7 protein-coding genes are annotated in these 14618 nt (G+C 72.0%); 4 read left to right on the top strand and 3 right to left on the bottom strand.

Features of this window, described 5'->3' with window-relative positions; translation table 11 throughout:
* Positions 1-142 precede the first annotated feature (142 nt).
* The 4 genes from FHU36_RS37855 (at position 143) to FHU36_RS37870 (ending at position 11633) form a co-directional block, all read left to right on the top strand.
* Positions 143-3496, top strand: a complete 3354-nt coding sequence (locus FHU36_RS37855; protein ID WP_185088835.1) for a LamG-like jellyroll fold domain-containing protein — start codon at positions 143-145, stop codon at positions 3494-3496.
* A gap of 97 nt (positions 3497-3593) precedes the next feature.
* Positions 3594-9767, top strand: coding sequence for an RHS repeat-associated core domain-containing protein (locus FHU36_RS46640; RefSeq protein ID WP_185088836.1), 6174 nt, complete (start codon positions 3594-3596; stop codon positions 9765-9767).
* Between the two features lie 201 nt (positions 9768-9968).
* On the top strand, positions 9969-10736 hold the full coding sequence (locus FHU36_RS37865) for an SDR family NAD(P)-dependent oxidoreductase (protein WP_185088837.1): 768 nt from the start codon (positions 9969-9971) through the stop codon (positions 10734-10736).
* Between the two features lie 102 nt (positions 10737-10838).
* Positions 10839-11633: an alpha/beta fold hydrolase gene (locus FHU36_RS37870; protein ID WP_185088838.1), complete on the top strand. Its 795-nt coding sequence runs from the start codon at positions 10839-10841 to the stop codon at positions 11631-11633.
* Here FHU36_RS37870 and FHU36_RS37875 read toward each other — a convergent pair.
* The 3 genes from FHU36_RS37875 to FHU36_RS37885 all read right to left on the bottom strand — a co-directional run.
* Positions 11593-12780 (bottom strand): AI-2E family transporter, encoded by a 1188-nt coding sequence (locus FHU36_RS37875; RefSeq protein ID WP_185088839.1) that lies wholly within the window; start codon positions 12778-12780, stop codon positions 11593-11595. The two genes, FHU36_RS37870 and FHU36_RS37875, sit on opposite strands and share 41 nt — an antisense overlap.
* A 127-nt stretch (positions 12781-12907) precedes the next feature.
* Complete coding sequence (locus FHU36_RS37880) at positions 12908-14197, bottom strand: DivIVA domain-containing protein (protein ID WP_185088840.1); 1290 nt, start codon at positions 14195-14197, stop codon at positions 12908-12910.
* Positions 14198-14391: 194 nt separating this feature from the next.
* On the bottom strand, positions 14392-14618 hold a 227-nt coding region (locus tag FHU36_RS37885), incomplete at its 5' end, for a VOC family protein (RefSeq protein ID WP_185088841.1).

Consider the following 14618-nt stretch of genomic DNA (forward strand, 5'->3'; position numbering starts at 1 on the left):
CGTAATTCTGATGAAATGTGCCACCAAGATCTAGACGAGCGCGGCTCGCTGAATGACAATCCGATCGTCAACTGAAGATCGTGGCGATGCCGCGCGGGGGTGACCCCGTCCGGCATCCCCGCCTCGGCAAGGGCGTGGACGGATGCGCGTAGGTCGTGGGCTGGTCGTGGTGGTGCTGGCAAGCGCGGTCGTGGTGGCGCCGTCCGGCGACCCCTTCGCCGCCGCGGAAGATCGACGACAACAGGTCTCCGCGCTGCAGCGCGCGGCGGCGGCGCAGGACGCCGCCGGCGTCCGGCTGAGCGCGGACCCCGAGGAGGCCGCCGCGCTCACGGCCGCCCGGCGCGGCGGGAAGCCGGTCGAGGTCGCGGCGCTGCGCTCGGAGACGCGCCAGGTCCTCGCCAGGCCCGACGGCACCCTCGTCCTGGAGCAGCACGCCCGGCCGGTGCGCGTACGCCAGGAAGGCCGGTGGGTCCCCGCCGACGCGACCCTGCGGCAACTGCCTGACGGGTCGATCGCCCCCGTCGCGACGGCGATCGGCCTCAGCTTCTCGGGCGGCGGCACCGGGCCGCTGGCCCGCATGAACCGCGGCGGCAAGAAGCTGGAGCTCGGCTGGCGCGGCGCGCTGCCCGCGCCGGTGCTGAACGGCGACACCGCCACCTACGCCGAGGTGCTGCCCGGCGTGGACCTCCAGGTGCGCGCCGACGTGGACGGCTTCTCCCACGTCCTGGTGGTCAAGACCCGCGAGGCCGCGGCGAACCGGGCGCTGACCGAACTGGCCTACCCGATCTCGACCACGGCCCTGACCATGAAGTCCGACAAGGCGGGCAACCTGGAGGCCGTCGACCGCGACGGCGGCACCGTCTTCACCGCGTCCACCCCGCTGATGTGGGACTCCTCGGGCTCCTCGGCCGCCCGTACCCTCAAGGCCGGCCAGGCCGAGGCCCCCGCCGACGCCTCGTCACCCGTGGACGGCCGCAACACGGCGATGGACGTGCGGCTCGACGGCCGCACCATGGTGCTCAAGCCCGACCGGGAGATGATGGAGGACCCGGACACCACGTTCCCCGTCTACCTCGACCCGTTCTTCTCGGCGGCCCGCAGCTCGTGGACGTCCGTCTGGAGCAACAACCCCAACTCCAACTTCCTCAACGCCAACGACGTCGCCCGGTCGGGCCACGTCTCCGGGCAGACCAACCGGTCGTTCTTCACGATGAACACCGGCACGACCATCCACGGCAAGCAGATCATCAAGGCCACGCTGCGCACCTACGAGACGTGGTCCTACTCCTGCACCAAGCGACCGGTCGAGGCCTGGGCGACGAACACGATCAGCAAGTCCACCACCTGGAACAATCAGCCCACCTGGGTCAGGCGCCTGTCCACGGTGACCGTCGCCAAGGGCTGGGGCTCGGCCTGCCTGCCCGGCGGGGTGGAGTTCGACGTCACGAGCCAGGCCGTCGACGCCGCCGCCAAGAAGTGGCCCACCATGACCATCGGGCTGCGGGCCTCGGACGAGAGGGACAACTACGGCTGGAAGAAGTTCAAGAACAACCCCAGCCTGGTCATCGAGTACAACTCGCTGCCCAGCGCTCCCGTCGCCGCCGACGCCTGGTCCAATCCGGGCGGTACGTGCGTGGCGGGCGACCAGCGGCCGGTCATCGCCACGCCGCAGCCGACCCTCGGCGCGCGGCTGCGTGACGCCGACAACTCGGTGCGCGGCCGGTTCGAGTGGTGGAACAGCGCCGGCGTCAAGGTCGGTGAGTGGCTGACCCCGGCGCAGAGCAGCGGCAGCGCCTTCTCCGCCCTCGTCCCGGCGGGCGCCTTCGCCGACGGCGCGCTGATCAGATGGCGGGTCCGTGCCGAGGACGGCAAGGCCAACAGCGCGTGGAGCCCCTGGTGCGAGATGACCGTCGACGCCTCCGCCCCCGGCAAGGAGCCGCTGGTGACCTCGGCCGAGTACGCCGAGGGCGGCTGGAACGACGGCCTCGGCCGGGCCGGCTCGTTCACCTTCGACCCCAACGGCGTCGGCGACGTCGCGGGCTACCTCTACGGGCTCGACACCGCGCCGAAGGCCGAGGTCGCCGCCCAGGCCGACGGCACCGCCACGATCCGGCTCACCCCGCGCCACGACGGCCCGAACGTCCTGTCGGTGCGCAGCAGGGACCGGGCCGGACACCAGGGGCCGATCCGCAGCTACGTCTTCAACGTCAACTCCGGCACGCCTCCCGACGGGCACTGGACCCTCGACGACGGCCAGGGCGGCGTCGGCACCGACCACGGAGGCGACCAGCAGGTCACCCTGTACGGCAGCGCCGCCTGGACCAGCGGCCGCATCGGCCAGGCGTTGCGGCTCGACGGCGCCGGGGCCTACGCCGGCACCCCCGGGCCCGTGGTCAACACCGGGCAGAACTTCACCGTCTCCGCCTGGGTACGGCTGAGCACCACGACAGCCGACGCCGTCGCGGTCGGCCAGGACGGCGCCCGCGCTGGCGGCTTCGCCCTGCAGTACGCCAAGGCCGACAACCGCTGGGTGCTGTCGCGGCCCACCGCGGACTCCGACGGGGCGACGGCCGTGCGCGCCGTCTCCGCGGGCGCCCCGAGGCTCGGCGAGTGGACCCACCTCACCGGCGTGCACGACACGGCGGCGGGGGAGTTGACGCTGTACGTCAACGGCCGCCTGGAGGCGACGGTCCCGTACACCCAGCCGTGGGACGCGGCCGGCCCTCTCACGATCGGCCGGGGGAAGACCGCCGGGGCCTTCACCGGGTTCTGGCCGGGCGACGTGGACGACGTGCGCGTCTACGGCCGGGCCATGTTCGGCGACGAGGTGGCCGAGCTGGTCAACAGCGCCGCCACCCTGGTCGGCCACTGGAAGCTGGACGAGGAGACGGGTACGAGCGCGGCCGACTCCTCCGGCAAGGGGACGGCGGCGGCCATCGCGGGCGGCGCCTCGTGGACCGAGGGCTGGCTCGCCGGCGCCCTCGGCCTCGACGGGGCCACCGGCCACGCGCAGACCGCCTCGCCGGCCGTGAACACCAGGTCCGGGTTCACCGTGGCCCTGTGGACGCAGCTCGACTACCTGCCGGACCGTGACGCCACCGCCGTGTCCCAGGTGGGCAGCCGGGCGGCCGGGTTCCAGCTCGGCTTCGACAAGGCGCAGGGCAGGTGGACGCTCGGCATGGCCGCGGCCGACACCGACACCGCCGCCGTGGTCCGCACCCACTCCGACGCGGTTCCGGCGCCGCTGGAGTGGACGCACCTGGCCGGGGTCCACGACCCCCTGAGCGGTGAGCTGCGCGTCTACGTCAACGGCAGGCTCTCGGAGACCACCATCACCAGCCACGCCAGCGCGTGGAACGCCACCGGCCCGCTGCAGTTGGGCCGCACCAAGAACGCCGGTGTCCTCACCGGTCACTGGCCGGGCACCGTCGACGACGTCCGCACCTACGACGGTGTCCTCAGCGCCGAGCAGATCTCCCAGCTCGCCGCCCAGTAAGGAATCACCCCCCGCCCCCCAGAGATTGGGTCGATCGATGGAGCAGCCCAGCGAGTTAGATCTCCCGGACACCTACTGGAATCGTTTACAGGGAGCCGTGCGCGAGTCGCCGTGGCCCCGACGGCTGGCCGTCGCGCTGGCCGTCGTGGTGGTGGCACCCCTCGCGCCCGTCCCGCCGGCCGTAGCCGCGCCGCGCCCGGCGCCGGCCGTGCAGAAGGAGCCACCGGTACGCGGCACGAAGGTCCCCGTCCTGGCCAGACAGGCCGACCCGGCACAGAAACAGGCCTGGCAGGCGCCACCAGGGATCACCTGGCCGAAGGCCCGGACGGTCGAGCTGGGCGGCGACGCCGCCCAGGCCCGTACCCTGGACGCCTCCTTCCCCGTACGGCTCGCCGGGCAGAAAGGCGCGGACGGCTCTCGCGCCAAGGCGGCGGCCGACTCCGCCGCCCCCGTCCGCGTCGAGCTGCTCGACCCCTCCCAGGTGCAGCAGGCCGGGGTCTTCGGCATCGCGATGCGGCTGTCGCCCGGCCAGGGTGTCGCGGCCAAGAGCGGCGGCAGGACCACCCTGGAGGTCGACTACTCCGGCTTCCGGCACGCGTCCGGCGGCGACTACGGCGCCCGCCTGCGCATGGTCAAGCTGCCGGACTGCGCCCTGACCGGCGGCACGACGGACTGCCCGCAGCCCGAACCCGTCACCTCCCGCAACGACGCCAAGGCCGGCACGGTGACCGCCGAGGTCGAGCCGTCCGGCCTGTACGCCCTGCAGGCCGCGGCCTCCGGGCCGACAGGTGACCACGCGGCCACCTCGCTCGCCCCCTCGGCGAGCTGGAGCGTCGGCACCCAGTCGGGTGACTTCACCTGGAGCCAGGAACTGCGCACCCCGCCCGCGCTCGGCGGCGAGGAGCCGGAGCTGGCGCTCGGCTACTCCTCGCAGAGCGTGGACGGCCGGACCGCCTCCACCAACAACCAGCCGTCCTGGGCCGGCGAGGGCTTCGAGCTGAGCCCCGGCGGCTACATCGAGCGCCGCTACAAGTCGTGCATGCTGGACGGCAAGAAGACCGGCGACCTGTGCTGGGACCACGAGAACGCCACCCTGTCCCTGGGCGGCTCCGCCGTCGAGCTGATCAAGGACGCCACGACCAAGCAGTGGCGGCCCAAGCGTGACGACGGCACCCGCATCGAGTACCTCAAGGGCGCCGTCAACGGCGACAACGACGGCGAGTACTGGCGTGTCACCACCGACGACGGCACCCAGCACACCTTCGGGCTCAACCGCCTGCCCGGCTGGGTCACCGGCAAGGCCGAGACTCGGTCCGCGTGGACGGTGCCGGTGTTCGGCAACAACAGCGGCGAGCCCTGCTACAACAGCGACCCGACCAAGGCCTGGTGCCAGCAGGCCTACCGCTGGAACCTCGACCTGGTGGTGGACCCGCACGGCAACGCCACCACCTACTGGTACGGCGTCGAGAAGAACTTCTACGGCCGGGCCTCCAAGCCCGAGCAGGGCACCGAGTACGTGCGCGGCGGCTACCTCGCCCGCATCGACTACGGCTACCTGCAGGGTGAGCTGTTCACCCGGACCCCCGCGGCCCGCGTGGTCTTCGACGTGGCCGAGCGGTGCGTGCCCGGCGGCACCGTGACCTGCGCGCCCGACCAGCTCAAGAAGGAGACGGCGAGCCACTGGCCCGACGTGCCCTTCGACCAGATCTGCAACTCGGGGGTGAGCTGCACCAACCGCCTGTCACCGACGTTCTTCACGCGCAAGCGGCTGGCCAAGGTCACCACGCAGATCGTCAACACCGACCCCGCGAAGTGCTCCGGCCAGGCGTACTGCGCGGTCGACTCCTGGACCCTGTCGCACTCCTTCCCGGCGACGGGCGACGGGCTCAGCCCCTCGCTCTGGCTGCAGTCGATCCAGCAGACCGGCCATGTGGGCGGCACCATGTCGCTGCCCAAGGTCACCTTCACCGGCGTCCAGCTGCCCAACCGGGTGGACGCCAACGAGGGCCGGGCCCCGCTGGTGAAGTGGCGGGTCCAGTCCGTGGGCAACGGCTCCGGCGGCGAGGTCCGCGTCAACTACGCCCCGGCCGACTGCCAGCCGGGCAGCGTGCCGGCCGCCGACCGCAACGAGCGGCTGTGCTTCCCGCAGCGGTGGGCGCCGGAGAACGAGGGCGAGGTCACCGACTGGTTCCACAAGTACGTGGTCAAGCAGACCGTGGAGATGGACCGGGTCGGCGGCGCGCCGCCGGTGGTGACCGACTACGAGTACCTGGACGGCGCGGCCTGGCACTACGCCGACAACATCCTCGTCAAGCCCGAGCACCGCACCTGGTCGGACTGGCGCGGCTTCGGCCGGGTCCGGGTCCGCGAGGGCGACGGGCAGGACGGCAAGCGGGAGCTGACGGAGTTCAGGTTCTTCCGCGGCATGCACGGTGACCGCCTGGCCGACGGGTCCAAGCGCAGCGTGCAGGTCGCGGACAGCGAGGGCACCAAGCTCGACGACCACGACCACCTGGCCGGCTTCGAGCGGGAGGAGATCCTCTACAACGGCGACGGCGGCGCGATCGTCACGGCGACGAGCGAGGTGCCGTGGTCGCGCAAGACCGCCGAGGCCACCCAGGGCGGCGTCACCAAGGCGGCGTACATCGTCGAGCCGAAGTCCATGGCCACCCGTACCGCCCTGGAGGGCGGCACGTGGCAGCGGACCGGCGAGGAGCGCGACTACGACGAGTACGGCGCGCTCACCCAGGTCGAGGAGAAGGGCGACCTGTCGACCACCGACGACGACCAGTGCACCCGCTACACCTACGTCCGCAACGGCGCCGCCTGGATGCTGGACTTCACCAGCAGGGTCCAGAAGGTCGCCACCGGCTGCGGCACCGGCCTGGCCAAGCTGGCCGCCGACGACGTGATCTCCGACGAGCGCACGCAGTACGACGGCAAGCCGTACGGGCAGGCGCCGGTCAAGGGCGACGTCACCACGGTGCAGGAGGCGACCGGCGACGGCGCCACGCAGACGGACTCGGTCCGCACGTACGACGCCTACGGGCGCATGACGAGCGAGACCGACGCCGCCGGCACCAAGGTCACCACGACCTTCAGTCCCGCCGCCGGCGCCCCGGCGGCCGAGGTCAAGGAGGTCAACCCGCTCGGCCACGAGGAGCGTACGTTCCTCGAACCGGCCTGGGGCGAGCCGATCGCCGAGATCGACGCCAACGGCAAGCGCACCGACATGGAGTACGACCCGCTCGGCCGCCTGACCAAGGTCTGGCAGAGCGACCGGAGCAAGGCGGCCGGCCAGTCGCCCAACACCGAGTACTCCTACCTGACCCGTGACGACGGCCCCAACGTCGTCACCAGCAAGACGCTGCGGGCGGACGGCGGCTACGTCGTCAGCCACGACCTGTTCGACGGCCTGCTGAGGCCCCGCCAGACGCAGGAACCGGCGCCCCACGACGACCAGACGCAGGACCCCGAGCTGCGGGACGGGCGCACCGTCACCGACACCTTCTACACCTCGACCGGTGAGGTGGCCAAGCGCAACGGCGGCTACTTCAGCACCGGGACGCCGTCCACCGACCTGCTCGGCGTGGCCGACACGGACGTGCCCAGCCAGGTGGCCGTCGTCTACGACGGCACCGGTGAGATCACCGCCCAGATCCTCAAGGCCAAGGGCGGCGAGAAGTGGCGGGTCAGCACCACGCACAAGGGCGACCGGGTGCACATCACCGCGCCGCCCGGCGGCTTCGCCACCACCCGCATCGCCGACGCGGAGGACCGCCTCGTCGAGCTGCGGCAGTACAAGGCGGGCACCCCGACAGGTGAGTACGAGTCCACCAAGTACGGCTACGACCAGGCCGGCCGGCTGGCCACGGTGACCGACCACGCGGGCAACGTGTGGCGCTACCACTACGACGCCCGCGGCCGTCAGGTCAAGACCGAGGACCCCGACAAGGGCGTCACCACGTTCACCTACACCGACGCCGACGAGATCGCCACCACCACCGACGCGCGGGGCAAGACCCTGGCCTACGTCTACGACGCGATGGGCCGCAAGACGGAGATGCGCGAGGGCTCCGTCACCGGCCCGCTGCTCGCCGAATGGAAGTACGACCAGCTCGCCAAGGGGCACCAGCACGCCAGCATCCGGTACGTGGACGGCCAGGCGTACAAGGCGGAGATCAACGCGATCGACGCCGACTACCGCACCCTGCGCCAGACCGTCACCGTCCCCGCGCGGGAGGGCAAGCTCGCCGGCTCGTACATGCTGAACACCCGCTACACCGTGGACGGCCAGGTCCAGTCGGTCAGCTTCCCGGCCGCCGGCGGGCTGGCCGAGGAGTCGGTCGTCTACACCTACGACGGGCTCAGCCAGCCGACCAAGGTCACGGGCCTGTCCCCGTACGTGACGGCGACCCGCTACTCCAAGATGGGTGAGACGCTCCAGCACGAGCTGAGCACGGGTGGCAAGAAGACCTGGCTCACCTACACCCACGACGAGATCACCCGCCGGCTGACCCGGACCCGGCTCGACCGGGACGGCGCACCGGCGACGGACCTCGACCTCAACTACACCTACGACGCCGCCGGCAACATCACCAAGATCGCCGACACGCCGGGCGGCCAGGCCCGCGACACCCAGTGCTTCGCCTACGACCACCTGCGCCGCCTCACCTCGGCGTGGACGGCCACCGACGACTGCGCGAGCGGCACGCCGCAGTCCGACAAGATCGGCGGCGTGGCCCCGTACGCGGTCAGCTACGCCTACGATCCCACCGGCAACCGGACGAAGGAGACCCAGCACGCGTTCGCCGGGCGGCAGGAGACCGTCCGCGACTACACCTACCCCAAGGCCGGTGAGAAGCAGCCGCACGCCCTGCTGTCCGCCGGGACCGACACGTTCGCCTACGACGAGGCCGGCAACACGATCCGTCGCAAGGTCGGCGCCGCCGACCAGGCACTCGTCTGGGACGCCGAGGGCAACCTCGAGTCGGTGACCGAGGCGGGCAAGACCACCTCGTTCCTGTACGACGCCGACGGCGAGCGGCTGCTGCGCAGGACGCCGACGGACACCACGCTGTACGTCGACGACATGGAGCTGCGGCTCGACCACGCCAAGGACGCCGTCGAGGCGACCCGCTACTACACCATCGGCGGCCAGCCGGTGGCGGTCCGCACCCACGACGACCAGGTGTACTTCCTGGCCGCCGACCACCAGGGCACGGCGCAGGCCGCGGTCAAGGCCGCGACCGGCGATCTGGCCGTCCGCAGGTCCACGCCGTTCGGCGAGGACCGGGGGTCGCCACCGGAGTGGTGGCCCGGCCAGCGCGGGTTCGTCGGCGGGACGAAGGATCCGACCGGGCTCGTCCACCTCGGCGCCCGCGAGTACGACCCGCGGCACGGACGCTTCCTGTCGGTCGACCCCGTCATCGACGAGGTGGACCCGCAGCAGCTCAACGGCTACGCCTACGCCGGCAACAGCCCTGTCACGATGAGCGACCCCGACGGGCAGCTCGTCTGGTTCGTGGTCGGCATCGCGGCGCGGATCGCGGCGCGGGCCATCGCCAGGAAGCTGGCCCAGCAGGCGGCCAGGCGGGCCGCCATCGCCGCCGCCAGGCGCCGTGCCGCGGCCCTGGCCAGGAAGCGGGCGGCCGAGCTGGCCAAGCGGCGGGCCATCGCCGCGGCCAAGAAGCGCGCGGCCGAGGCGGCCAAGCGGAAGGCCAAGGAGCTGGCCAGGAGGAAGAAGGCGGAGGAGGCCAAGAAGAAGGCGGAGGAGGCACGCAGGAAGGCGCTCAAGAAGGCCGCCGAGCGCCGGGCGGCCAAGCTCCACCGTCAGCGGGCGCGACAGGCGGCGAAGAACAGGATGCGGCTGCGGCTCCAGGGCCGGCGCGTGAGCCGGCCGCCGGCCCGTTACCAGCGGCAGCGACCCGCCCAGCGGCCCACCAGCCATCGGTCGAGCCAGCGGCAGTCACCGCCGAAGGCGACCCGGGCACCCGTCAGGGACAGTCACGTCTACAACCTCAACGGCCAGGTCCAGCAGACCAGGTCGGTCGCCGTGTACCGCAACGGGCGGATGTACCCCGACGGGCAGCCGCCGCCCAACATGATCCGGCCCAACGGTTCGGGTCAGCTCCAGAGGCAGGACTACAAGCCGGCCGAACTGGAACCACCGCAGAGGAAGCTGGGCGCGGCCGCCGAGACGGGGGCCCGCGTCACCCGCTGGATCGACCAGGCCGACGGGCTGGGCGACTTCTTCGGCTTCTTCTTCTGACCCTCGGGTCGCCGTGACCCCCGGGGTTCTCGTGACCCCCGGGTTCCCGCGGCCTCGCGACGGCGGTCGTGCTCCGGCCGGCCGCCGTCGCCCCCGGAGACCGGCGCGGGTTCAGCGCCGGTCTCCGTTTCGTGCACCGGCTTGGCATCTCCTGCCGCCTTCTCCATAGAATGTTGTTCGGTTCCAGACGGAGGAGGCAGCGTGGGCGCGTTCGATCTCAACGGGAAGAAGGCTCTCGTCACCGGGGCGTCGAAGGGGATCGGGCGGGCCATCGCGCTCGCCTACGCCCAGGCCGGGGCCGACGTGGCGCTCACGTCCCGCTCGGCCGAGTCCCTGGCGGAGGTGGCCAAGGAGGTCGAGGCCCTCGGTCGGCGGGCCCTGGTGGTCCCCGCCGACCTCACCGACCGCGACGCCGCCGCCGGTGCCGTGCGCACGGCGATCGGCGGGCTCGGCCACCTCGACATCGTGGTGAACAACGCCGGCGGGTCCAACTTCATGGTCGAGTTCAAGGACCTGAGGCTGTCCGGCTGGGACAAGATGATGCGGCTCAACCTCGACTCCGCCATGGTCGTCTGCCACGAGGCCGCTCCCCACCTGCTCGAACGGGGCTCCGGCTCGGTGATCAACGTGGCCTCCGTGGCCGCTCTCGGCGCGCCCTTCCTGGCCCCGTACGCGGCGGCCAAGGCCGCCCTGGTGGCCCTGACCCGGACTCTCGCCGTGGAGTGGGCGCGGGCCGGGGTCCGCGTCAACGCCCTGTGCCCCGGCTGGACCGCCACCGACCTCAACCGCAACCTCTGGGAGGACGAGGCGGCCAGCAGGGCGACACTCGGCGGCGTGCCCATGCAGCGCTGGGGCACCCCGGAGGAGATGGCGCAGCCCGCCGTCTTCCTGGCCAGCGCCGCCTCGGCCTACATGACCGGTCAGGTCATGTTCGTCGACGGCGGCCAGACCGCCATCGCCGCCGGCTGACGCCTCCCGGGGCGGCGGAACGCCCGTAGTGGACGTCGTTATGGGGGTATATCGGTATACGCGTGGAGTGATTGTCGGGCCGAACCGGTCTACCGTGTGATCGTGCAGCTCTACTCGAGATCAGCCGGGACCGGACTCCCCGTCGTACTGCTTCACGCGTTCCCGCTCTCATCCGCCATGTGGCTGGCCCAGCGCGAGGGGCTGTCCTCGCTGTGCCGGGTTATCACGCCCGACCTGCGCGGCTTCGGCGGCTCGCGGCTCGGGGACGACGAGCCGTCCGTCGACCTGATGGCCGACGACGTCGCGAGGCTGCTCGACGCCGAGGGCATCGACCGGGCGGTGATCGGCGGCCTGTCGATGGGCGGCTACGTGACGATGGCGTTCTGCCGCCGGCACCCCGACCGCGTCCAGGGCGTGCTCCTCGCCGACACCAAGGCGGGCCCCGACCCGCAGCCCGCCCGCGACAACCGGGAGCGCATCGCGCAGGCCGTGCTGTCACAGGGCGCCGAGGTCCTGCTGACCGACGTGCTGCCGGCGCTCATCGGCCCGACGACCAAGGAGCGCAGGGCCATGGTGCTCGGCCGGGTCAAGGGCCTGGTGCAGTCGGCGCCGCCGGGCGCGGTGGCCTGGGCGCAGCGGGCCATGGCGGCCCGGCCCGACTCGTTCGAGACGCTGGCCGGGCTCAAGGTCCCGCTGCTCGTCGTCGTGGGCGAGGAGGACGAGCTCGCCACGCCGGCCGACGCCGAGGCCATGGCGCGGGCCGTGCCCGACGGCCGGCTGGAGATCATCCCGAAGGCCGGTCACCTGAGCGCGGTCGAGCAGCCGGAGGCGTTCAACGCCGCGGTGGCGGAGTGGCTCAGGACAGAGCTTGGCGGGGCAGCACCACCTCGCGGATGATCAGCGAGATGGCGGCGGCGACCGGGATGGCCAGCAGGGCGCCCACGATGCCGAGCAGCGCGCCCCCGAACAGGGCGGCGATGACGGTGACCGCGGGCGTCACGTCCACCGAGCGCTTCATGACGCGCGGGTAGATCAGGTAGTTCTCGATCTGCTGGTAGACGACGAAGAAGATCGCGCAGGCGAGGCCCACGGGCAGCGACTGCAGCGCCACCACCGCGCTCACCAGCACCGCGCCGATCGTGGCGCCCACCAGCGGGATCAGGTCCGTCAGGGCGACCACGAGCGCCAGCGCCAGCGCGTACTTCACGCCCAGGATCGACAGGAAGATCCAGCTCACCACGCCGGCGATGACCGAGATGAGCACGTTGCCCGCCACGTAGCCGCCGATGCCGCCGAGGATCTCCTCGGCGATCGCGCCGGTCCGCTCCCGGCGGGAGGCCGGGACGAGCTTGAGCAGATACTGCTTGATCGTGTGCAGCGAGCCGAGGAAGTAGAGCATCAGCACGAGCAGCGTCACCGTGGTGAACACCCCGTCGAGCACCACGAGCCCCGCGCCGACCACCCCGGACGCCAGCGACGGCCCCAGCGTCCCGGTGACGAACGAGGCCAGCTGCGGCAGGATCTGATACTCGGCGTCGAGCCGGCGCAGCGTCGGATGCCTGCTCAGCTCGGTCACGTAGCCGGGCACCGCCGCGACGAAGTCGGCGACCTGCTGGCTCAGCGGCGGCACCACGGCCAGCCCGAACAGCGCGAACGCCACGACCACCCCGGCGAACACGATCGAGATGGCCCACCGCCGGCCCAGCCCGCGCCGCTGCAGCGCCTCCACGGCCGGGTTGAGCCCCACGGCCAGGAACATCGCCACCACGACCAGGATGATCGTGCTCAGCGAGGCGACGACCATCTGCGCCAGCGCGATCGCCGTCAGCACCCCGAGCCCGCCCACCAGCCCGAACAGGAACGGCCCGCGCGCCAGCGGCTTGCCCGGCAGCCCGTACGGCTGCGCCTCGTCCGCGCCCCGCCCGTTCTTCGCGGGCGGTGTCCCGGTGTCGCGCTCCTCGGCCGAGGCGCCACCCGGATCATCCTGGGCGGCGCCGTCATGGGCCGCGTCGTCCTGGGCGGGGGACGTGACGTCTGCGGACACGAGTGCTCCTGGAAGCTCGGGGGGCCGGCCGGGCCGGGACCGTGAGGGCCCGGCAACAGAAAGAGAGCCTAGCGACCATGAAGTCGCCAGGCTCTCCTCAGCCGTCACGCAGCCCCCGTGTAGTGGGCTACTCCTGCCACCACTCCGCGTCGTCGTCCGACTTGGCCTCCTGCTTGGCCGGAGCGGGCGCGGACACGGCCGGCTTCTCGCTGGCCGGCGCGGCGAGCGCCGGCTTCGGCGGAGCAGCGGTCACTGCGGGCTCGGGCTCCATGCCCGGCAGGGCGGCGCCACCGAGCAACTGGCGCAGCTGCGCCAGGTGGCTGGTGATGCTGTCGCGCTGGCGGGTGAGCTCGTCGACCTGACGCTGCATCGCCGTACGGGTGCGCTCGGCCTCGTTCTTCGCCTCGGTGACGATCGTCTCGGCGCTGGACTTGGCCTCGGAGACGATCGTCTCCGAGTTCTTGCGGGCGTTGGCGACCAGCTGCTTGGCGTGCAGGTCGGCCTCGCGGCGCGTCTGCTCGGCCTGCTGGGTGGCCTTCGTGGCCCGCGACTCGGCCGTGGCGGCGCGCTGCTCGGCCTCGGCGACCAGCTTCTGGGTGGCCGCCTGCGCGGTGGCGTGGCGCTCTGCCTCCTGGCGCTCCGCCTCCTCACGCCGCGACGCGAGCTGGATCTCGAACTCCGCCTCGTCCTGCGCCCGCTTCGCCTCGGACTCCTCCAGGACCCGCTGCGCCTGCGCCCGCATCTCGTCGGCCTGGCGCTTGGCGGTGGTCAGCACCTCGTCGCGCTCGCGCTTGGTCGAGGCCCGCAGCTGGGCCACCTCGCGCTCGGTGGTCGTGCGCAGCTTGGCGATCTCGCGCTCGGCGTCGGCCCGCTTCTCGGCCACCTCGTGGTCGGCGGTGGCCCGCAGCTTGGCGACCTCGCGCTCGGTGGTGCTGGTCAGCTCGTCGGCCTCGCGACGGGCGGTCGACCGGATCTCCTCGGCCTCCCGCTCGGCGGTGGTCCGCATCTCGTCGCTCTCGCGGGTGGCCTGCGCCCGCTTCTCGGCCGCCTCGGCCTCCGCGGCGGCACGCAGGTCGGCGGCCTCCACCTTGGCCGCCGCCTTGATCTCGTTGGCCTCGGACCGGGCGGCCTGGACGAGCTCCGTGGCTTGCTCCTCGGCCAGCCGCAACAACTGCTCGATGCGGGCGCCGAGACCGGAATAGGTCGGGCGCTCCTGCTCCTGGAGCTGGCGCTGGGAGTCGGACAGGTCGCGCTGCAGTGAGGTGACCTGTTCGCGGGCCTGGCGCAAATCGCCGTCGAGCTGCTTCAGGTGGTCGTGGACCTGATGACGGTCATAGCCACGAAGCACCACGTCGAATTCGCGTGCGGGGGCGTCTTCGAAGAAGTTGTTGAGTTGTGCGTCGATGTCGGACTGCATGGAGGCTCGATCCTGGGTTGTCGAGACGGCTACACGGGGCCGGACGGGGGGTTCGGGGCAGCCGAGCCAGGAGCCTGTGCCTCGCGGCAGGCTCCCATGTCCGGTGGAAAGCCAGCGTACTCCGCCGGTGCCGACTCTGAAGCCCCGTCCAGCTTTCTGCGCGACTAGTTACATATGAACGAATTTTGCGTTTGCTAGGGCGTAGGAGCCTGTACCAGCTCCGTGAGCATTCCTCCCACGTCCTTGGGATGCAGAAACGCGATCTGCGTGCCCATGCTGCCGTGTCGCGGCCGCTCATCGAGCAGCCGCACGCCTTTCCCGCCGATTTCCTCCATCGCCCGCGCCACATCGGGGACGCCGAAGGCCACGTGGTGGACGCCCTCACCGCGCCTGGCCAGGAACCTGCCCACCGCGAATCGGG

The sequence above is a fragment of the Nonomuraea muscovyensis genome (genome assembly GCF_014207745.1).
Taxonomy (GTDB): domain Bacteria; phylum Actinomycetota; class Actinomycetes; order Streptosporangiales; family Streptosporangiaceae; genus Nonomuraea; species Nonomuraea muscovyensis.

Coding starts and splice junctions, on each gene's coding strand:
- FHU36_RS37855 (WP_185088835.1), top strand. CDS start 143: ATGCGCGTAGGTCGTGGGCTGGTCGTGGTGGTGCTGGCAAGCGCGGTC.
- FHU36_RS37880 (WP_185088840.1), bottom strand. CDS start 14,197: ATGCAGTCCGACATCGACGCACAACTCAACAACTTCTTCGAAGACGCC.